We start from the raw sequence: 20959 nt of genomic DNA, 5'->3' as shown, positions 1-20959 counted from the left end.
TAGCAGGAATGTGAAGCAGATGTAAGGTGGTGTCACTGATGAGCAAAACGCTTGTGCTGGCGGAAAAGCCATCCGTCGGCCGCGATATTGCAAAAGTATTGCAGTGTCAGAAAAAAGGGAACGGCTTTTTCGAAGGAGATAAATACATTGTGACGTGGGCCTTGGGGCATCTTGTGACCTTGGCCGATCCCGAGGTGTACGGGCAGCAGTACAGTTCGTGGCGAATCGAGGATTTGCCGATTATGCCGTCCTCGTTGAAGCTTGTCGTCATCCGCGAGAGCAACAAACAGTTTCAGATTGTGAAACAGCAAATGCGGCGCAGCGATGTCAGCCAGATTGTGATCGCGACAGATGCCGGGCGCGAAGGCGAGCTGGTTGCCCGCTGGATCATCGAGATGGCGCATGTGCAAAAGCCGATCAAGCGGCTGTGGATTTCGTCAGTCACCGACAAGGCGATTCGCGACGGCTTCCGCAACCTGAAGGACGGCAAGCAGTACGAAAACTTGTACGCTTCTGCGGCCGCCCGCGCCGAGGCCGACTGGCTCGTCGGAATCAATGCCACCCGCGCCTTGACGTGCAAGCACAACGCCCAGCTTTCGTGCGGGCGCGTCCAGACTCCGACGCTCGCCATCGTCGCGGCGAGAGAAGAAGAGATTCGCCGTTTTACGCCCAAGCCATTTTTCGGCCTGCGCGCCGTGGCGGAGAAGTCGGTATCGCTGCAATGGCAGGACCAGAAGACGAAGGACGTCAAAACGTTTTCCAAAGAGCGGGCGGATCAGCTTTTCGCTGCCTTGAAGCAGGAAAAAAGTGCCGAGGTTGTAGAAGTGACCCGCACGCACAAAAAGACGTACGCCCCGCAGCTTTACGATCTCACCGAGCTGCAGCGGGACGCGAACCGGATGTTTGGCTATTCGCCGAAAGAGACGCTGTCGATCATGCAAAGCCTTTACGAGCACCACAAGGCGGTGACGTATCCGCGGACCGATTCCCGCTACCTCTCGTCCGACATCGTCGAGACGCTGCCAGACAGGATCAAGGCTGTGCAGATGAAGCCGTATGCGCCGCTTGCGGCGAGAATTTTGCGCTCGCCGATCAAGGCGGCGAAGTCGTTTGTAGACGACAGCAAGGTTTCTGACCACCACGCGATCATTCCGACCGAGCAAGCGGTGTTTCTCGGCGATTTGAGCGACAAGGAGCGGAAAATTTTCGACCTGATCGTGAAACGCTTCCTGGCTGTTCTCTTGCCTCCGTTTGAATACGAGCAGACGACGATCCAGGCGAAAATCGGCGGCGAGCTGTTCCTGGCCAGAGGCAAGACTGTGCTCGCCCAAGGCTGGCGCGAAGCCTACGACCACGATGTCGAAGACGAGGAAGGACAGGACGGACTGACGGAGCAGTGGCTGCCGAAGATCGAAAAAGGCGATCGGCTCGCCATCCAGAGCATCACGCAGACAAAGGGAGAGACGAAGCCGCCGGAGCCGTTCACAGAGGCCAGCCTGTTGTCCGCGATGGAAAATCCGGCGAAATACATGGCAAACGAGAGCAAGGAGCTCATCAAAACGATTGGCGAGACAGGCGGACTCGGTACCGTGGCGACGCGTGCCGACATCATCGAAAAGCTGTTTAACAGCTTCCTTTTGGAGAAGCGCGGCAAACATATTTTCGTCACGGCAAAAGGCAAGCAGCTTCTGGAGCTTGTTCCCGACGAGATGCAATCACCGACGTTGACCGCCCAATGGGAGCAAAAGCTCGCCGCCATCGCCAAAGGAAGCCTGAGCAAGCGCGCCTTCATCGAAGAGATGAGAACGTACGCGCGAGAGGTCGTCCAGGAGATCAAAAACAGCGACAAAACATTCCGCCACGACAACCTGACGCGAAGCAAATGCCCGGAGTGCGGCAAGCTTCTTTTGGAGGTAAACGGAAAACGCGGCAAGATGCTCGTCTGCCAAGACCGGGAGTGCGGTTATCGCAAAAGCATTGCCAAGCAGACGAACGCCCGCTGCCCGAAATGCCACAAGCGGCTGGAATTGCGCGGCGAGGGTGAAGGACAAATGTTCGTTTGCGCTTGCGGGCACAGGGAAAAGCTCTCGACGTTCAAGGAGCGCCGGGAAAAGGAAAAGAACAGCAAGGTGTCCAAGAAGGAAATCGCCAAGTATTTGAAATCCCAGGAGAAGGGAAGCGAGGAAGGCATCAATACCGCATTGAAAGACGCGCTCTCCAAGCTCAAGTTCGAGTAGGGAGGTTGGTCTTGGCCCGTCTCTTGCGCTTGCGGACAGCAACAAGACGATTGTTTGGGTAAAAAGCTTCCCTGCCTGGGGAAGCTTTTTGCAACTGAATGACCCTATCATTTCCTGCGTCGATACCGCTACAACAAGGAGTACAGGTTGCATGTTGAACTGGGATAAAATGGAACAAAAATACGAAATGGATCGCCACTTCCATGTTACATACTGTGAGGACGGGTACGATATTGAAGGAAGCGCCTGGAAAAAGAAAAACGGTCAGGGATGGGCTGTATTATTTGCGGATCACTTTCATGATCTGGGGCCATCAGATACAGCCGAAGATATTGTGATCTTTCATTATGAAAAAGATGAACTGGACGTAGAAGAGATGAACAAGCTGTTTGCCAAATGGGTCAATGAGGTCCTGCTACCTCGTGCCAAGGATAAGTCGCTATATCAATATCAGGAAGTGTAGAATAGAAGGGAGGATGCACGCACACAACCAACAGCTCGCGAAAGAAAAGAGGATCGACATGGGGCTATTTGGCAGTCGCAAAGAAGAAACAGACGCAAAAGCAACAGCAAGCGTCCTGTTGACTATCCATGACAACGAACGAACCATCCGGCAGGAAACCGCCGCGATGGCGGCATTTCTGGACACGCTCATCCAGCAGGCGAGCCGGGAACAAAGAGAGGTCGTCTTTTTGTGCATCGGGTCGGATCGCTCGATTGGCGATGCGCTCGGGCCATTGGTTGGAACGATGCTGCTGGAGGCGGGTGTCACCCACCGCGTTTACGGAACGCTGGAAGAGCCGATTCACGCCTTTAACCTGGAGCCGACCTTGAAGGCGATCAAGCGGCAGTTTCGACAGCCGCTCATCATTGGCATTGACGCCGGGCTGGGGGAAAAGGAGCAGGTGGGCGCGGTCATTTTGAAGGAAGGCCCGCTGCTTCCGGGACGGGCGCTGCAAAAAATGCTGCCGCCTGTGGGGGACTACCATTTGACGGGGGTAGTCAACTATCTCGACCCATTGCCAGCTACGCAGTTTTTAAATGATACCCGCCTGTATACGGTGAGGAAGCTGGCGAAAACGATAGTCGACATGATCGCAGGCGCTGGCTGAGCACGGTCATGGCACTGCGTCGCAGCCGTTGCTGGCACATGCTTTAGCGGGTAAGGCAACAGACAAAAGGACGGAAAGCGAAATTCCGTCCTTTTTCACTGTTAAAAAATCGCGCCTGTCAAAACCCCTACCAAAATGATGAACAAGGAACAGAGAATCGCCCATTTGATTGCGTAGCGCTGAAACTCGCCCAGGTCTGTTTTGACCATCCCGACCAGAAGCAGCGTAGAGGCGACCAGCGGGCTCAAGAAATGGACAGGCTGCCCGAGAACAGAGGCGCGTGCGACCTGGACCGGATCAATGCCGTAAGCGGCAGCGGCTTCGGCCAGGATCGGCAGAACACCGAAGTAATAGGCATCGTTGGACAAGACAAAGGTGAACGGCATGCTCGTGAGCGCAACTACGAGCGGGAAAAAGGAGCCGAGAGATTCGGGGATAATGGCGACGAGCGAATTGGCAATCGCATTGACCATTTTTGTCCCTTCAAAAATCCCTGTGAAAATTCCGGCCGCAAACACGAGTGTGACGACGGTGAGCGCGTTTCCGGCATGGGCGAGCATCCGCTCCTTTTGCTGCTCCAGATTGGGATAGTTCACCATCGAGGCGAGGACAAACCCGATCAGAAACAGCACCGGAACCGGGAGAGTGCCGAGAACGAGGAGGACCATGACCGCCATGACGAGCAAAAAGTTAAACCAGATCAGGCGCGGACGTTTGATGTCCTCCTGGACAGCGGAGGCCGCAGCAGCTTCGGAGAGCGGGGCATCCTCCTGCCCGGTTTGCAGCGTATCAATTACCCCGATGCGCTCCCGTTCCTTTTTGCCGAGCAAATAGGCAATCACGAGCACACAGACGATACCGCCCAGCATGGTCGGCAACAGCGGGATAAAAAAGTGGCTCGCATCCAGCCGCAACGAAGTAATCGCTCTCGTCGCCGGCCCGCCCCAAGGCGTCATGCCGCTCATGATGCTGAGTGAAAGCAAGGAGATCGTCGCCAGCACAAGCGGCTTCATCCCCAGGCGCTTGTAGAGCGGCAGCATGGCTGAAATCGTAATCATATGCGTCGTGGTACCGTCTCCATCGAGTGCGACGGTCAGGGCCAGTACGGCTGTCCCGATGGCGATTTTGACGGGATCACCTTTCACAATATTCAGTATCTTGCGGATAAGCGGATCGAACAGCCCGGCATCGATCAAAACCCCGAAAAACAAAATCGCAAACAGGAGCAGGGCGGCGGATGGTGCAACCGTTTTCAATCCGTTGAGCATCATTTCTCCAAGCTCAGAACCAAAGCCACCCAGCAGGGCAAAGACAATCGGTACAACCGTGAGCGCGGCAACCGGGGTTAACCGCTTTGTCATGATAAGGTACGTAAAGATGATGACCATAGCCAATCCGAGAAAAGTTAACACAAGAGTCCCTCCTTCAAAGAAGCAATCGCTTTCATATTGGGGTATGGTGAATGGTTACTCGTAGCTTAGAGCAAATGGCGAGATAAAGGAAATACATATTTTTTTGCTGATTTCGAAAAAAAAACTTATAAACGAACAACGCAAGAGCGAATCTTGCGTTGTATCAAGGTTAGAGGCTCGCTGTCTTGTTCAGGAAGTCGATAAAATGTTTCACGGTAGACAGCCGCAACACATCCTGATTGTACATGAGCCAGGTATTGCGCAGTACAGGCTCGCCGTTTTTGTAGGAAAGCCCGTAAGTATGCAAATTGTCCGATGGCTGCAGGCAAATTTCCGGCAGGATGGAGACGCCGAGACCTTGCTTCACCATTTCCTTGCATGTTTCCTGCCGATCGTTTTCCATCGTGACCAGCGGCGGGTCAGAGAAGCGGTCGCGCCACCAGCCGTTTATCAAGTTTTTCAGCGAGCTGTCGGTTTTGTAGTTGATAAACGGCAGCGAAGGCAGGTCGTCCAAGTCGACCTCGTCCTTGGAAATCAGGCAGAGCCGTTCTTTGTGCAAAAGCGTTTTCAGGCCGTACCATTCGTAATTGCCGCGCAAAATGCCAAGCTGGACGCTCGCAGAGTTCAACAGATGCATAATATCGGTGCTCCATCCTGTATGGACGCTGAACTGCACGTGGGGAAACTGTGCGGAAAACTTTTTCAAAATCTTCGGGAGCTTGTACTGGGCGAAGTTGCTGGAGACGCCGAGCCGCAGCGTGCCGCGCACTTCGTTTTGCATGTTGAGAATGTAGTCCTTTGTTTTTTGCAGCTTCCTAATCATTTCCTCCGCGTAATCCGCCAGGTAAATGCCTTCCGACGTAAATTCGATCCCGTTTTTGACCTTGTAAAACAGGCTCGTGCCAAACTCCTTCTCCAGATTTTTCAGCCGATAGGTCAGGGCCGGCTGGGAAACATACAGGCGCTCTGCAGCGCGGCTGATGTTTTTTTCCTCATATAGAACGCGGATGGCCAGCCAATCTTTTTCATCCAATCGCATTCGCCTCCAAAACAGACTATAAAATTTTTTTATCAAAATCAGAAAAAAACATGTATTTCACTTATGATTTAGCTTATCATACGATACTTTCATTGAACAAGAAAAGGTGGTTGTGGCGATGAAAGTACCTGTCGTAATCATGAGGGGCGGTACAAGCAAAGGAGTTTTTTTGAATCACGCGCATATGCCAAAAAACGAGTCGCTCTGGGAACCGTTTCTGCTCGATGTGATGGGCAGCCCCGATCAGCGCCAGATTGACGGACTGGGCGGGGCCAATTCATTGACGAGCAAGGCGGCGATTATCAAAAAAGCCGATTCGCCGGACTTTGACGTGGAATATACGTTTGCCCAGGTGAGTATTGACCAGCAAATGGTCGATTTCAAAGGGAATTGCGGGAACATCTCGGCAGCGGTAGGCCCGTATGCCATCGAGCAGGGGCTGGTGCAGCCGCAGGAGCCAATCACGACCGTGCGCATCTGGAACACGAACACGAGAAAGCTGATCGTCGCCGAAGTCGAGGTGGAAAACGGACGGGTAAAGGTAGAGGGGCAGTGCGCGATTCCAGGCGTACCAGGCACAGGCTCGCCGATCTACCTGTCGTTTACGCAAGCGGAGGGAGCAGTGACCGGAAAGCTTTTTCCGACCGGCAATCCGATCGACATGATAAAAGCAAACGGGCGGCTGATTCCCGTGTCGATTGTGGACGTCGCCAATCCACTTGTCTTCGTCCGGGCCAAAGACATCGGGCTTACCGGAACCGAGCTGCCTGCCGACTTCACGGCCAGCAAGTTGCAGGAGCTGGAGGAAATTCGTTCGATTGCCGCCGAGATGTGCAAATTCGCTGACCGCAAAGAAGCGACGCTCAAGTCACCGGCTGTACCGAAGCTGACAATCGTTGCGGCTCCGACGGACTACACCGACCTGACTGGCACTTATCGCAAAGCGGCGGACATGGATCTTTCCATTCGCATGATGTCGATGCAAAAGCCGCACCAGGCGCTGGCGATCACGGGAGCGATCTGCACCACGGCGGCCGCTTTTCTGCCTGACACCGTCCTCTCCGAGCTGATCGACATCAAGCGGGAGGTGCTGCGGCTCGCGCATCCCGGCGGCATCATCGAAACGAAGGCGGAATTTGTCGCGGGCCACATCAGCGCGATCAAAGTCGTGCGCACGGCACGGATGATTTTGGAAGGGTATGTGTACACGAAAAGCCATTACACGCTCGCTTCCCAACTGGCGTAATCGGGAAGCCCGGTCGCAAAACGCCGCCGACGGATGCTCTGGTCGAGCGGCATCCCGTGTCCCGTCCCTGTAGCAACAAAGACGGCTCCACTACCCAATAGCCTCCGCCAGCCAATAGCGCTCCGGTCGGACTGGGGATGAATCCCTTGTTCTGGCCGGAGCGTTTTTCGCTGTTGACACGTGTTTGCAAAATAAAAATTGCAAGTTGGGCGCAGGGAGCATATACTCAAAGTAAGAAGTGAGTAATCACTCGCTTTCATGAAATTCATCCGACGACTTGCATCACGATCTGCACAAAGAGGGCAACATGCCCGTTTTTTGACCGCAATAATAAAAGTGATTACTCACTCACTTGGGATGGGAGAGATTCTGCATGAAACGTGTCTTGCGTGCAGTAAGTATCGGCAGTCTTGTTCTGGCTCTGTCAGGCTGCGGCCTTTTCGGGGAAAAGCAGCAGCCGCTGTCAGGGACAATCGAGGCGGATGAATGGCCGGTCGTGGCCGAAGTAGGCGGGCTGGTGACGAAGGTGATCGCCAAGGAAGGAAGCGAGGTGAAAAAAGGAGAGCTGCTGGCGGAAATCGACCCGCGCAGCTACGAGATCAGCGTGGCGGAGGCCAGGGCGGCATGGGAGCAGGCGAGGGCAAGGCTGGAGGAAGCGAAGGCAGGCTCGCGCGACCAGACGATTCAAAAGGGGGTAGCCGCCGTGCAGCAGGCGAATGCCAGCATCCGTTTGGCGCAGGCGAGAAAAAGCCAGACAGAGGCGGGAATCGCCAAGGCACAGGAGCAGCTCGCGCGGGCCGAAGCACAGCGCGCAGGAGCGGAAGAGACGCTGCGCTACCAGCAAAAACGGCTGCAAGAGGCGACGGCCTTGTATGAAAAAGGCGCGATCTCGCAAAAAGACCTGGATACGCAAAAAGAGGCGGTCAGCCAGGCGACCACCCAGTTGAATCAGTGGACGGCACAGGTGGCCGAAGCCAAGGCGGCGTACCGTTCCGCTCAGGAGGATGTGGCAGCAGCGGCTGCCCAGGTCGGCACAGCCGAAGCACAGCAGCAAGCGGCGCAAGCAGAGCTTGATCTGGTGCGGGCAGGCAGTACAGACTACGCGATCCGGGCACTGCTGGCAGCAGAGGAACAGGCGCAGGCGAGGCTCGATCAGGCGATGCTGCAACTGGAAAAGACGCGGATTGTCGCCGCAGAAGACGGTGTTTTGCTGCGCACTTCCATCGAGCAGGGAGAGGTCGCCAAAGCAGGGGCTACTTTGTTTACGATGATGAAAGCAGACAAACTCAAGCTCGTGGTGTACATCCCGGAAGCGCAGTTGAACCGTGTGCAAAAAGGGCAGGAGGTCGGCATCAAGGTGGATGCATACCCGGATGAGACGTTTACAGGCACGATCAGACGAATCGCGGACAAAGCGGAGTTTACGCCAAGAAATGTGCAGACACAAGATGAGCGGACCAAGCTTGTGTTTGCCGTCACGATTGACGTTACCAAAGGCCAGGAAAAACTCAAGCCGGGCATGCCTGCCGATGTGCTGCTGCCGGACGAGGAGGGAGGCCGATGAGCGCCGCCGCCATTACATGTCAGCAACTGACCAAGCGCTTCGGGGAGCGGGTCGCCGTCAACAGCTTGACCTTGACAGTGCCAAAAGGCTCGATTTACGGCTTCCTCGGCCCGAACGGTTCGGGAAAATCAACGACGATTCGCATGCTGTGCGGGCTGATGACGCCGACGACGGGCAGCGGAACTGTGCTCGGCTATGACGTCATGACCCAGAGTGAAGAGATCAAGCAGCGCATCGGCTACATGTCGCAAAAGTTCAGCCTGTATGAAGATTTGACAGTGGAAGAAAACCTCGATTTTTACGCAGGTGTCTACCAACTAGGTGCAGCGGAGCGGCGGAAAAGAAAGGCGGAGCTGATCGAAATGGCCGGGCTGGCAGGCCGGGAAAAGCAGCTGGCAGGCTCGCTGTCCGGCGGCTGGAAGCAGCGTCTCGCCTTGTCCTGCGCCCTTTTGCACAAGCCGGAACTGCTGATTCTCGACGAACCGACGGCCGGAGTCGATCCGGTGTCGCGGCGCATTTTCTGGGAAGTGATTCACGAACTGGCCGAGCAAGGAATTACCGTGCTGGTGACGACACACTACATGGATGAGGCCCAGACGTGCGACTGGATCGGGTTCATTTTTTTCGGCAACCTGCTTGCGGAAGGAACCCCGCAGGAATTGATTGGGCAGATGGGCGCGAACAATCTGGAGGACGTGTTCATCGAGCTGGTGCGGCGTGAAGAAGCGCGGCAGGCGGCGGAGGGGGGAGCGCGATGAGACGGTTTGTCTGGGGGCGCTACTGGTCTGTCGTCAAAAAGGAAGTGATCCAGATCAAACGCGATCGGCCCAGCCTGGCGATTGCGCTGGTCATGCCGCTGATGCTGCTGTTTTTGTTCGGGTACGCGGTCAATACGGATGTGAACGACATCCGCATGGCCGTCTGGAACCAAAGCCCGTCAGCCGCAAGCCGGGAGCTGATCGACCAGTTCGTCCATACGAAAATTTTTCAGGCGACAGCGAGCGTCGGCGGCTACCGGGAGCTGGAGGCGATGCTGGACGACGGAACGGCAGATGTCGGGCTGGTGATCGGGCCGGACTATACGCGCCAAAAAGACCGCGGCGAACCGGCACACATTCAGATGCTCGTCAACGGCTCCGATCCGAATATCGCGCGAACGGCTGTGTCCAACGCCCAACTGATCGTGCAGCACCAGGCGATCAGCTTGCAGGAAAAGAAGCTGGAAAAGCAGGGAATGGGCGAGCTGACGATGCCGCTTGAGCTGGAGACGCGCGTGCTGTTCAATCCGAATATGGAGAGCATCGTCTTCAATATTCCTGGACTGATCGGGCTGATTATGCAAAACGTCACGATGATTTTGACCGCCTTTTCGCTCGTTCGGGAAAAAGAACGGGGCACGATGGAGCAGCTCGTCGTGACGCCGATTCGCCCCCTTGAGCTGATGCTTGGCAAAATTACGCCGTATGTCGGCGTAGGGCTGTTCTCGTTTTGCCTCGTGCTTTTCGTCGGGACGGCCTGGTTCGGGGTTCCGGTCAAAGGGAGCATCGGTCTGTTGGTCGCCTTGTCCGTCCTGTTTCTCGTGACTACGCTGCTGCTGGGGATTTTTATCTCGACTGTAGCGAAGACGCAGCTACAGGCGATGCAGATGGCCTTTGCGCTCATCCTGCCCAGCGTGCTGTTGTCCGGCTTCATGTTCCCGCGCGATTCGATGCCGGTCGTGATACAATGGTTAGGCGGGCTTGTCCCGTTGACCTATTTTCTGGAAATCTTGCGGGGCATCTTCTTGAAAGGCGTGGGCGCCGAGGCGCTCTGGGAAGAGATTGTCGGGATGGGCGCATTCAGCCTGGTCATTTTGGCTGTCGCCATCGGCCGATTCCGCAAGAAGATTGAATAGAGGAGCGTAAAAGACGTATGAACAAGCCGCCGTCGTTTGCAGAGGGCCTGTTGCAATATGTGGAAGAGCTGAAGGACGAAAGCGAGATGACGGAAAAGCAGCGCAATATTTTGCGGGCCTCCGTCAAGCTGTTCGCGGAAAAAGGCTTCCACGCCAGCTCTACCTCCGAGATCGCCAAAGAGGCGGGAGTGGCTGAAGGAACGATTTTCCGCCATTACAAATCGAAAAAAGACATTTTGCTCGCTGTCGTGGCACCTGTGCTGGTGAAATTTGCAGCGCCGTTCATTCTGAAAGATGTGCGCGAGATTTTCAAGGAGCGGGCGCAAAAGCCGTTTGGCGAAATCGTCACGGAGCTGTACCGGAATCGCCTGAATCTGGTGATCGCCAATGAAAAGCACATCCGCATCTTGCTCCAGGAAGCGTTTTTTCATGACGAGATTCGCGAAGCGCTGATTTCGACCGTATTTGAGGATGCGAAGGTGATGGCGCAAAAGCTGATCGAGGCCAAGGTGGATGCGGGCGAGCTGCGTCCGCTGCCGAGCCAGGCTGTCTTTCGCGCCGTCCTGTCTGCGATGATCGGTCTGGTGCTGTTTCGCCAGGTACTGGACAAGGACGATTATGCAGCCTACAGCGATGAAGAGCAGATTGCCATGACCGTCGATATATTGCTGAACGGAATAGCAAAATGATTTTTATCGATAAGCAAGCGTTTTCTCTCAAGTTTCCTCTGGAAAATCGGCGGAGGAATGGTATAATTGCAAACAACTTTTTGCTGTTTGCTTTTGGAGGAGAAAAACCATGAATTTGTTATCAGAGAGAGAATGGCTTGCGTATCGGGAAAAAAACAAAGACCGTGCGCGGATGTTGATTTCCTGCCCGGACCGGGCGGGGATCGTTGCGGCGGTCTCGAACTTTTTGTTTCAGCAGGGTGCAAACATCGTCCAGTCTGACCAGTACACGACTGACCCGGAGACGGGCCGCTTTTTCATGCGGATTGAATTTGATCTGGTCAACCTCAAGGAGCGCTTTGAGGCGATCAAGGCGGAGTTTGCGCAGGTAGCCGACAGCTTCGGCATGGACTGGTCGCTGGTGGAAGCGAACAAGCGCAAAAAGGTTGCGCTGTTTGTGTCCAAAGAAGACCACTGTCTGCTGGAGCTGTTGTGGCGCTGGAAGTCCGGCGAGCTGCACGCAGATATTTCCGTTGTCGTCAGCAACCATCCGGACATGCAGGAGACGGTAGAGTCGTTTGGCATTCCGTACCGCTGCATTCCGGTGACGAAGGAAAACAAGCCGCAGGCGGAACAAGCGCAACTGGAAGCGGCAGCGGGCGTCGATCTGATCGTCCTGGCGCGCTACATGCAGATTTTGTCCCCGCGTTTTCTTGCCGATTACCATATGCGGATCATCAATATCCACCACTCGTTCCTCCCTGCCTTCGTGGGGGCCAAGCCTTACGAGCAGGCGTATCGCCGCGGCGTGAAGCTGATCGGGGCGACCGCGCACTACGTCACCGAGGAACTGGACGCAGGTCCGATCATCGAGCAGGACGTACAGCGCGTCACGCACCAGGAGGACGTCGAAGCGCTGAAGCAGCTCGGACGCCAGGTAGAGCGCACCGTGCTGGCGCGCGCCGTCCGCTGGCATCTGGAAGACCGTGTGCTGGTGTACGGCAACAAGACGATTGTGTTTCCGTAAATACGATATGGGCAAAGCCGCTTCTAATATGTGGTGTTGCCAAGCAGGAAAAAGCTTCCCGCAGTGGAGAGCCCTGCAAAAGTCCACCTAATATCTGTAAACCGTAACCCTAGTGCCCTTAGGTACTGGGGTTTCAATTATCGAGAATGTAGCTGTAGTGGGGAGAAGCATGTTTCCGATCTGCGCTCCGGTCTACGTCCTGCAAGGATGTGAAACTGTCCGCTCCACAGCGATCCCGGGGGAAGCGCAAAACGGCGCGCAGCTCCGAAGGTTACTCATGGATTGCGCTTCTGTCTCCCCGGGCTTCGCTGTTCCGCTCGGCTGGACTCCGCTAGTCGCTCCGCCTGGAAACATGCTTCTCCTCCGAAACAGTAGGTTTTCAACAGGCTGAAACCCAGTGCCGCTTCGACACCGGGTTTTGATGTACAATAAAAAGAAAACGAAAGAGTTGGAACCATTGCTACAGCCCTCTAAACAAATCACGGCATCCTTCCATGCCGAATTATATAAACTGATTCCCGTGGATCACCCATTATGTAAAATCAATGAAATCGTCGATTTCACGTTCATTCATGAATTGGTTCGTTCTTCTTATTGTGAGCATTACGGAAGACCAGCTAACGAGCCGGAGCTCCTGTTTCGCTTGCTGTTTTTACAGGTTCTCTACAATCTTTCGGATGAACGCATCATTCAGGAAACGCAGGTAAACCTCGCTTATAAGTGGTTTTTAGGTTTAAATCCAGAAGATACCCTTCCTGACCCCTCTCAGTTATCCCGCTTTCGTAATCATCGGTTAGGAGCCGGAGCCGTAGACGAGGTACTCAAATCGGTTGTACGTCAGTGCATCGAAAAAGGACTTGTGAAATCAAAGACGATCATCGTGGATTCCACTTATACACTGGCAGCTTCGCCAAAACAAAAGCCTCTTGAAGTACTGCGAGATGCGGCGAAGCGCTTATTCCGTATTGTGGTGAAAAAGCATCCAAAACTTGAAAAGAAACTCCCGAGGTTACCGGAGTTGAAGAAGGATCAAGAGGGTGCCGAGAAGATCATGCTTCACTACTTGGCGGAACTTGGAGAGACAGTCGAGACTTTGTTACCCGATCATGAGGGTTCCATCTCGGAGAAGATCAAGGTCGCCAAGGCCATCGTGGAAGATGAGCGTCTGCTGGCCAATAAAGGCATTATGTCGGCCATTGATCCAGATGCCCGCTTTGGATGGAAGAGCAATACGAAATCCTTTTTTGGCTACAAAGAGCATATTGCCATGACGGATGAAGAAATCATTACGGCTGTGGAGGTCACCGGAGGAAGTACGGATGACGGAAAACAATTCAAAGAACTTTTGAACCAATCGCTTGACGTGGGAATAGAAGTACAAGAAGTGATTGCTGACACCGCATATTCGGGTAAAGATAACTTGGCCGAGATGAAATCCAAGGGGATTAAACCTGTCGTCCCGCTAAACCCCGTCGTACATAATGGGGGACTGAAGCAAGAGGGCTTTGAGTACAACAAGGATGCAGACTTTGTTATTTGTCCGGCAGGACAACATAGTATCCGAAAGGCTGTCCAAGGAAGCAAGCAGAGTGGCAAAAGTCGTTCTCTCGTTTTTTACTTCGATACGGAGAAATGTAAGACATGCCCACTTAGGGAAGGCTGTTTCAAACCAGGAGCAAAGAGCAAGACCTACTCCATCCGGATCGTGGCGGAACCCTACAAGGCGCAAATCGAGTTTGAAAACAGCGATACGTTCAAAGAACGTATTTGTCGCAGACCGATTATTGAGCACAAAAATGCTGAATTAAAAAGGTATCATGGGATGACCAAGGCCAAGTACCGTGGTCTCTTTCGTATGCGAATACAGGCAATACTTACGGCTTTCGTCGTAAATGTAAAACGGATGATAAAATTGGCAGAAAAAATGCAGCCCGTCTCTTAAAGGAGAATGGACTGCATTTTTCGTTAAAGTCCTTTTTTGTAAAAAAAAATACTGTGCGTTACCCGATCCGCAAACCTCAACAGAGGTATTTTGCAGGACTCTCGCAGTGGGAGAGCACTGCAAAAGTGCTCTCTCGGTTTTTAATAATGGGTTCATGTCAATAATTGATGCCGACGGCATCAAAAAGAATGCAGCCTTACTTCTTACGAAGCTGGCTGCATTTGCTTTATTAGCTTTACCATTCGCTTTACGTTTACAACGAATGCCGTTAAGTATGCTTGTATCCGCATACCAAATAAACCACGGTATTTTGCCCTGGTCAATCCATGAAATCTTTTTAATTCAGCATTTTTGTGCTCAATGATCCGGCGACGCTTCGATCGCTCTTTGAAGGTGGTGCTTGCCTCAAACCTCATGTGCTCTTGATAGTGCTCCGCCACCATACGAATGGAATAAGTCTTTGCTTTGGCACCAGGCTTGTAGCATCCTTCGCGAAGTGGACATGTCTTGCACTTCTCCACATCAAAGTAAAAGACAAGAGAACGGCTGCGCCCGGATTTTTTCTTCCCTTGTACCGCTTTTCGTATACTGTGCTCTCCGGTTGGGCAAATGACAAAGTCGGCGTCTTTGTTGTATGTAAAGCCTTCCTGTTTCATTCCTCCGGAATGGACAATTGGGTTTAAGGGGACTATCGGTTGAATGTCTTTTGAGGCAAGGAGATTTAAATTGTCTTTTCCAGAGTAAGCAGTGTCTCCGATGACTTCCTCAATCTTCATACCTGTCTTTTCTGTTTGCTCTAATAGCTTTGGCAGTTGTTTGCCATCATCTTCACTTCCACCCGTAACTTCAATCGCAGTGATGATCTCTTCTTCTGTCATCGCTACATGCTCTTTGTAGCCAAAAAAGGAGAGGGTATTGCTTTTCCAGCCAAAACGCGCGTCTGGGTCAATCGCAGACATGATGCCTTTGTTTGCTAGTAACCGTTCATCTTCCACGATTTGCTTTGCGTGCTTGAGTTTTTCGGAGATGGCCCCTTCATGATCAGGAAGGAGATTTTCTACCGTTTCTCCCAGTTCAGCGAGGTAATGTAGCATCACTTTTGCCGCATCGACATCGCCTTGCATACACTTCGGAGGACGAGGAAGTTTCTTCTCCAGCTTTGGATGCTTTTTAAGTACGGCTCGTACGAGCCGTTTGGCGGCTTCCTGCAACACGTCCAAAGGCCGTTTCTTTTGAGTGGAAGCAACAGTATGTGTTGCATCGACAATGAGTGTTTTTGACTTAATCAAGCCTTCTTCTACGCACTGTTTTACAAGCACTTGTAAGATTTCGTTAATCTGGCTTGCACCTAAGCGATGATTCCGAAATCGGGATAATTGTGACGGATCGGGCAAAGTATCCTCAGGATTCAACCCCAAGAACCATTTATACGCGAGGTTTACTTGTGCTTCTTGAATCATTCGCTCATCGGATAAGCCATAAAGATACTGCAGAAATAAAAGACGAAACAGAAGTTCCGGTTCATTCGCTGGTCTTCCGTAATATTCACAATAAGATGGACGAACTAACTCGTAAATGAACGAAAAGTCCACAGCTTCGTTGATTTTTCGAAGAAGATGGTCTTCGGGAATTAAATTGTAAAGTTCTGAATGAAATGAGGCTTTCAATTGTCTGTCAGCAGATAGCATGGCAACATGTCCTTTGAACATTTTCTTAATATTGATTATAGCGAAAAACCAGCACCGCGAGGTGCTGGCAATCATTCAAAGCCAAAAAGCTGATGGAGTTTGGAATAGGAGGCGTTTTATTTGCGGAGCGCCTTTGCCAGCCTTCCAGCGTAGAGACGTGGACACGGGGATGAAGGGGGCGTTAGTCTCACTTCATTGTGAAACCCAGATGTTGAGCCCCCGCCCCGTGAAACGTCTCGGAACGGACAGATAAGCCCCATAGTGGGCTGGCAACGAAGCGAAGCAAAGAAACGCCTTCACTTTCCATATAAAGGAAGTGTTTTGCAGTGCTCTCCAGTGGGAGGCTTTTTTTGTAGCGTCTAACGCTTCACGAATGCCTGAAGCGATTTTTCCCCCAAAACCATCTCCAAAAACCGCTCCACTACCGGGCGATAGCTGGTTTCTTCCTCGCGCGTGCAGATGTAGACAGGGCGCCGGATCTCCACGCCGGGGACGGTCACGCGTCCGATTTCGTTGCGCTCGATCATTTCCTTGACAGCCAGGGCAGGGGCCAGCATCGTTCCGTACCCTGCGCGGACAGATTGGATCGACTCGACCAGCCCGTGATATTGCAGCCCGACGCGCGGGCGCTTGACGCCATGCTCGCGGCAGAGGGAAAACAGCCATTCCCGCGTCGAACTGCCTTGTTCCCGCAGCAAAAATGGCTCCTGCACAAGCTGCTCCATGCTGATCTCTTTTCCCGCGTACGGGTGATCGGCGGGCAGGATGAACCAGTAAGGCACATCTGTCATGTGTACGCGCCGGACTGGCAGCTCGTCCCATGATTCCTTGATGACGATGGCGAGATCGACCTGACTGCTCAATAACAGTTCAATCGATTGCGCGGAATTGCGGGTGCGGACTTCCACATCGACCTGCTCGTACTGCCGCTTGAACGCGGCGAGCCACCTGGGCACGAGATAGTGGGAGGGCAAATAGGTGGCGGCGATGCGCAGTTTGCCCTTTTTGCCCTGCTTCATTTCTGCAAGCTGCCATTCGATCTCGCGCTCCCAGTCGTAGATGCGGCGAGCTTTTTCCAACAAAAAACGTCCTTCGTCGGTCAGGGTGATTCCCCGGCCATGAGGGGCGACGAGTGCAACGCCCAGCTCGTTTTCCAGCTTGCGGATTTGCGCGCTGACCGCAGGCTGGCTGATCGAGAGGGCATCTGCGGCTTCGGTCACGCTTTGGCGCGAGGCTACTTCCACAAAAATGCGCAAGGCGTGCAGGTTCATTTTGCTCCCTCCATTCATAACCAAAAATGATGATTTGCGCACGAATATGTATTAGATCAAATGAATGATTCCTTGTATGGTAATCCATAGAATGCCGGGAAGTAAAGGAGCAAAAAAGAGATGAGAGAAACCAGCGGGAAAACGCAGGTCGTCGCGGTTGCCTTGGTGACGGCGCTGTGCATGCTCGGGGATTCGATGCTGTATGTGGTGCTGCCGCTCTATTGGCGGGAGGCCGGGCTCGGTTCGCTGTGGGAGGTGGGTGTGCTGCTGTCAGTCAACCGCTTCATTCGGGTTCCGTTCGGGCCGCTCGTCGGGAAGTGGTACGAGCGGACAGGTGGGCGCGCCGGGCTAGTCCTCGCAGTCGTGCTCGCTTTTGTGACGACGTTGTCGTACGGTTTCCAGGGCTTTTGGCTGTGGCTTGTGATGCGCAGCCTGTGGGGCTTCGCCTGGACGTTTTTGCGGCTGGGGGCGTATTCGTTGATTGTGTCTGTGGCAGACGGACATAACCGTGGGCAGATGATGGGGCTGTACAACGGTTTGTACCGTCTCGGCAGCCTGGGGGGAATGCTCGCAGGAGCGCTGTTTGCCTCCTGGTACGGCTTGCAGCCGGCTTCGCTTCTGCTCGCCTGCTGCTCGCTGTTTGCGCTGTTGCTCGTCTTTTTCTACATTCGTCCTGGCTATTCCAGCCGGACCGCGTCAACTGTAGAGGAAGGCGGGGAGTCGCGCAGGCTGGGGCTGTGGCGGCAGGCGGCCATGCAAAAAACCATGCTGACCGCGCTTTTCGTCACCATGGTTTATCAAGGCATGTTTGCTTCCACGCTGAGCAGGCTGGTAGAGCAGCGGGCTCCGTTTCTCGTGCTCGGAGCTGCCGTGCTCGCAAGCGTGGTGCAAGGACTGCGCTGGTGCTGGGAGCCGTGGGCCGCGCCTGTAGTCGGCAGGCTGGCGGATCGGTACGGCAGAAGGAAGATGTTTGCCGCGACGCTTTTTACAGGCTCTCTCCTGTTCGCGCTCAGTCAGGCGGGGGTGCCGCTTGGCGCGTGGTTTGCGGTGCTCTTCGGCATCCAGTTGACCGCGACGATTCTCACGACAGTGATGGACACGCTCGCGGCAGATGAAGCAGCCAGGCACGCCAACAGCACAGCAGTCATGACGTTTTATTCCGTCATCACGGACCTGGGTGCGGCCTTGGGACCGCTGTTCGCCTTTTGGCTTGATGAGCATGCCGGGCTATCCGCCATGTACATGGGGCTTGCCGCAGCGCTTTTGCTCATCGCCGCATCATGGAGTGTCAGACAGAGACGGGAGAGTCTGGAAAACGCTCCTTGAGCGCAGCCAAAATATGGGCGATCGCCGCTTCCTTGTCCGGGCCGTGCAGCAGCATGTGATTGGAATGCTCGTACCAGGTGATTTGCGGCGACGCGGATTTGTCTACACTGGTTGCCAGAAGCTGGGCGCTGATGGCATGCACCGTGTCGTCCCGCTTTGCCTGCAGCAAGAGGTACGGTGTCTTGATCTGCCCCAGGAGAGGCTTCGTTTCCGACAAAAGCCGGCGAAACTCCAGCATGCTGCTGATCGGGATTCTGCCGATGCTTCTTATGTAGCGGCGCGAATGGGTAGGGAAGTCCTCGCGCAAGTAGTTCATCGCTTCCTTTACGTCCCAGTATTTGTACGGCGTATTGATCGTAATCAGCAGCTCGACAGGGTAGCGGGTCGTAAGGTGAAAGGCGAGCAGACCGCCCATGGAAAACCCGATGATGACGATCTTGTCTGAGCGCATGGAGAGGCGTTTGTAGCCTTCCTCCGCAGAGCGCAGCCAGTCTTTGCGAGTGCTGCGGGCCATCTCGCGGCGAGTCGTCCCGTGCCCTTCCAGCGTGGGACACTCGACCTGGTAGCCAACCTCGCGCAGCGCTTTGGCGAGGGGCAAAACGTCGTTGATGTCTCCGGCGAATCCGTGGATGAGAAGACAACCGACTGTTCCTGACATCGTGATCTCTTCCTCTCAAATGTTGGCAATTTGCTTTGTGTACGTATTATATACCGAATACGGACGGGAAGCGACTGCGCGGATGCAGCTTGCTTGCGAAAACGAAAAGGCCCCATCCCGGCAGGATGAGGCCGATTTTGTAAAAGCTGGTCAAAAGGTTACAGTTCAATCGTTTTCAGCTCTGGCGAAATGAGCAGTTTCGGCTCTGTGCACGCCTGGATGTCCTCTGCCGTATAGCCTTCCGCGACTTCGACCAACAGCAGGCCGTCCGGTGTCACGTCGAGAACGGCTCTGTCCGTGATGATCCGATTGACCACTTTTTTGCCAGTGAGCGGCAGAGCGCACTTGTTCAAAATTTTCGGCTCGCCATGCTTGTTGACGTGGTCCATGATGACGACGATTTTTTTCGCGCCGTGCACGAGGTCCATCGCTCCGCCCATTCCTTTGACCATCTTGCCGGGAATCATCCAGTTCGCCAGATCGCCCTCGGCAGAAACCTCCATCGCGCCGAGAATGGCGAGGTCGATGTGCCCGCCGCGAATCATGGCAAACGACTCGGCGCTGGAGAAGTAAGCCGCGCCGGGAATCGCTGTGACGGTTTCTTTTCCGGCGTTAATCAGATCGGGATCGAGTTCGTCCTCGGTCGGGTAGGGGCCGATTCCGAGCAGGCCGTTTTCCGATTGCAGCACGACGGTTTTTCCTTCCGGGATGTAGTTGGCAACCAGCGTAGGCATCCCGATTCCGAGATTCACGTAAAAGCCATCCTCGATTTCCTTGGCAGCACGAATGGCAATTTGCTCACGAGTAAGCGACATATCTGTTTCCTCCCTTGAATGACCTTTGTCTGTGATCGTGTCTTCGGTTAGGAGCGGACCGTGCGCCGCTCAATCCGCTTTTCAAACGACGGAGCCTGAATCAGCCGCTGGACGTACACGCTTGGCGTGTGGATGTGATCCGGGTCCAGCTCGCCTGTTTCCACGATTTCTTCTACCTCGACAATCGTGATTTTTCCGGCGGCGGCCATCATCGGATTGAAGTTTTGCGCGGTCTTGCGGAAGACGAGATTGCCCATCTTGTCGGCTTTCCACGCCTTGATGAGCGCGAAGTCGCCCGTGATCGCATTCTCCAGCAAATACTCCTTGCCGTTGAAGACGCGCGTCTCGCGGCCTTCTGCAATCGGGGTGCCGACGCCCGCAGGCGTGTAGAAGGCAGGGATGCCAGCGCCGCCAGCGCGGATTCTTTCGGCCAGCGTGCCTTGCGGTGTCAGCTCGACTTCCAGCTCGCCCGAGAGGAATTGACGCTCGAATTCCTTGTTTTCCCCGACGTAGGAAGAAACCATTTTTTTGATTTGCTTTTCGCGCAGCAACAGGCCGAGTCCCCAGTCATCCACGCCGCAGTTGTTGGAGACGACAGTGAGGTTTTTCACTGCTTTGTCGCGCAGGGCGATAATGAGATTTTCCGGAATGCCGACCAGTCCGAAGCCGCCGACGAGCAGTGTAGCCCCATCGTGAATATCTGCTACGATCTCCGCATAAGAAGAGTAAATTTTTGCCATGACGATCACTCCCACCATGAAAAAATGTCGTTGTACGCGAGTAAAGACTTTTTGTAAGCGCTAACAAGAGAGCAGACAGTTGCTTGAATATTTCCGCCTTTTCATCATACAGCATACGAGTTACAAACAAGTGACGAGAATTTGTTCGATAATAAAAAAATATAAAAAGTGACAGAAAAGTGGTACAACTATTTTTGTTTTCTGTAAAATATATTTTGTCAATTATTATTCTTCTTTGATTCGGGTCTGATGACTTGCTGCTGTTCAGCGAAGCATTCGCTGCGTGGACGGGCGGATTATGGAAGGTTGCAGGAGTGAAA

At 53.8% G+C, this 20959-nt stretch carries 18 protein-coding genes; 11 read left to right on the top strand and 7 right to left on the bottom strand.

The window, feature by feature from the left end:
- Positions 1 to 38: 38 nt before the first annotated feature.
- From AAFJ72_RS18410 to yyaC, 3 genes are all read left to right on the top strand, one after another.
- Complete coding sequence (locus AAFJ72_RS18410; RefSeq protein ID WP_432775167.1) at positions 39 to 2237, top strand: DNA topoisomerase III; 2199 nt, start codon at positions 39 to 41, stop codon at positions 2235 to 2237.
- 151 nt (positions 2238 to 2388) lie between these two features.
- The gene (locus AAFJ72_RS18405) at positions 2389 to 2700 is read left to right on the top strand and encodes a DUF3986 family protein (RefSeq protein WP_432775165.1); all 312 of its coding nucleotides are present in this window, start codon (positions 2389 to 2391) and stop codon (positions 2698 to 2700) included.
- Between the two features lie 13 nt (positions 2701 to 2713).
- Positions 2714 to 3349, top strand: coding sequence for a spore protease YyaC (gene yyaC, locus AAFJ72_RS18400; protein ID WP_432775164.1), 636 nt, complete (start codon positions 2714 to 2716; stop codon positions 3347 to 3349).
- 101 nt (positions 3350 to 3450) lie between these two features.
- On the opposite strand, the gene AAFJ72_RS18395 is transcribed toward yyaC, so the two are convergent.
- Together AAFJ72_RS18395 and AAFJ72_RS18390 are read right to left on the bottom strand one after the other, a co-directional pair.
- Positions 3451 to 4761, bottom strand: a complete 1311-nt coding sequence (locus AAFJ72_RS18395) for a CitMHS family transporter (RefSeq protein ID WP_432775163.1) — start codon at positions 4759 to 4761, stop codon at positions 3451 to 3453.
- 169 nt (positions 4762 to 4930) lie between these two features.
- Positions 4931 to 5794, bottom strand: a complete 864-nt coding sequence (locus AAFJ72_RS18390) for a LysR family transcriptional regulator (RefSeq protein ID WP_122905606.1) — start codon at positions 5792 to 5794, stop codon at positions 4931 to 4933.
- Positions 5795 to 5918: 124 nt separating this feature from the next.
- On the opposite strand from AAFJ72_RS18390, the gene AAFJ72_RS18385 reads away from it, so the two are divergent.
- From AAFJ72_RS18385 to AAFJ72_RS18355, 7 genes are all read left to right on the top strand, one after another.
- A complete protein-coding gene (locus AAFJ72_RS18385; RefSeq protein WP_432775161.1) occupies positions 5919 to 7046 on the top strand; it encodes a 2-methylaconitate cis-trans isomerase PrpF family protein in 1128 nt (375 codons plus the stop codon).
- A gap of 373 nt (positions 7047 to 7419) precedes the next feature.
- Complete coding sequence (locus AAFJ72_RS18380) at positions 7420 to 8610, top strand: HlyD family secretion protein (RefSeq protein ID WP_432775160.1); 1191 nt, start codon at positions 7420 to 7422, stop codon at positions 8608 to 8610.
- Complete coding sequence (locus tag AAFJ72_RS18375; protein ID WP_122905603.1) at positions 8607 to 9368, top strand: ABC transporter ATP-binding protein; 762 nt, start codon at positions 8607 to 8609, stop codon at positions 9366 to 9368. The genes AAFJ72_RS18380 and AAFJ72_RS18375 overlap by 4 nt, the downstream gene beginning before the upstream one ends.
- A complete protein-coding gene (locus AAFJ72_RS18370) occupies positions 9365 to 10504 on the top strand; it encodes an ABC transporter permease (RefSeq protein ID WP_432775159.1) in 1140 nt (379 codons plus the stop codon). Before AAFJ72_RS18375 ends, AAFJ72_RS18370 begins: the two co-directional genes overlap by 4 nt.
- A gap of 17 nt (positions 10505 to 10521) precedes the next feature.
- A complete protein-coding gene (locus tag AAFJ72_RS18365; protein ID WP_432775158.1) occupies positions 10522 to 11193 on the top strand; it encodes a TetR/AcrR family transcriptional regulator in 672 nt (223 codons plus the stop codon).
- 109 nt (positions 11194 to 11302) lie between these two features.
- A complete protein-coding gene (gene purU, locus AAFJ72_RS18360; protein ID WP_432775157.1) occupies positions 11303 to 12199 on the top strand; it encodes a formyltetrahydrofolate deformylase in 897 nt (298 codons plus the stop codon).
- Between the two features lie 457 nt (positions 12200 to 12656).
- Positions 12657 to 14141: an IS1182 family transposase gene (locus AAFJ72_RS18355; RefSeq protein ID WP_432777215.1), complete on the top strand. Its 1485-nt coding sequence runs from the start codon at positions 12657 to 12659 to the stop codon at positions 14139 to 14141.
- 203 nt (positions 14142 to 14344) lie between these two features.
- On the opposite strand, the gene AAFJ72_RS18350 is transcribed toward AAFJ72_RS18355, so the two are convergent.
- Together AAFJ72_RS18350 and AAFJ72_RS18345 are read right to left on the bottom strand one after the other, a co-directional pair.
- The gene (locus AAFJ72_RS18350; RefSeq protein ID WP_432774196.1) at positions 14345 to 15829 is read right to left on the bottom strand and encodes an IS1182 family transposase; all 1485 of its coding nucleotides are present in this window, start codon (positions 15827 to 15829) and stop codon (positions 14345 to 14347) included.
- 359 nt (positions 15830 to 16188) lie between these two features.
- Positions 16189 to 17100, bottom strand: a complete 912-nt coding sequence (locus AAFJ72_RS18345) for a LysR family transcriptional regulator (protein ID WP_432775156.1) — start codon at positions 17098 to 17100, stop codon at positions 16189 to 16191.
- Positions 17101 to 17220: 120 nt separating this feature from the next.
- On the opposite strand from AAFJ72_RS18345, the gene AAFJ72_RS18340 reads away from it, so the two are divergent.
- On the top strand, positions 17221 to 18426 hold the full coding sequence (locus AAFJ72_RS18340) for an MFS transporter (protein ID WP_432775155.1): 1206 nt from the start codon (positions 17221 to 17223) through the stop codon (positions 18424 to 18426).
- On the opposite strand, the gene AAFJ72_RS18335 is transcribed toward AAFJ72_RS18340, so the two are convergent.
- The 3 genes from AAFJ72_RS18335 to AAFJ72_RS18325 form a co-directional block, all read right to left on the bottom strand.
- Positions 18389 to 19084, bottom strand: a complete 696-nt coding sequence (locus AAFJ72_RS18335) for an alpha/beta hydrolase (RefSeq protein ID WP_432775154.1) — start codon at positions 19082 to 19084, stop codon at positions 18389 to 18391. The genes AAFJ72_RS18340 and AAFJ72_RS18335 overlap by 38 nt on opposite strands.
- Before the next feature lie 158 nt (positions 19085 to 19242).
- Complete coding sequence (locus AAFJ72_RS18330) at positions 19243 to 19899, bottom strand: CoA transferase subunit B (RefSeq protein WP_122905596.1); 657 nt, start codon at positions 19897 to 19899, stop codon at positions 19243 to 19245.
- A 47-nt stretch (positions 19900 to 19946) separates the two neighbouring features.
- Complete coding sequence (locus AAFJ72_RS18325; protein ID WP_432775152.1) at positions 19947 to 20639, bottom strand: CoA transferase subunit A; 693 nt, start codon at positions 20637 to 20639, stop codon at positions 19947 to 19949.
- Between the last annotated feature and the right edge of the window lie 320 nt (positions 20640 to 20959).

Source organism: Brevibacillus gelatini (assembly GCF_050920745.1).
Lineage (GTDB): Bacteria > Bacillota > Bacilli > Brevibacillales > Brevibacillaceae > Brevibacillus > Brevibacillus gelatini.
Note: the sequence above shows the minus strand (reverse complement) of the source record. Positions and strands in the feature narration are given on the sequence as shown.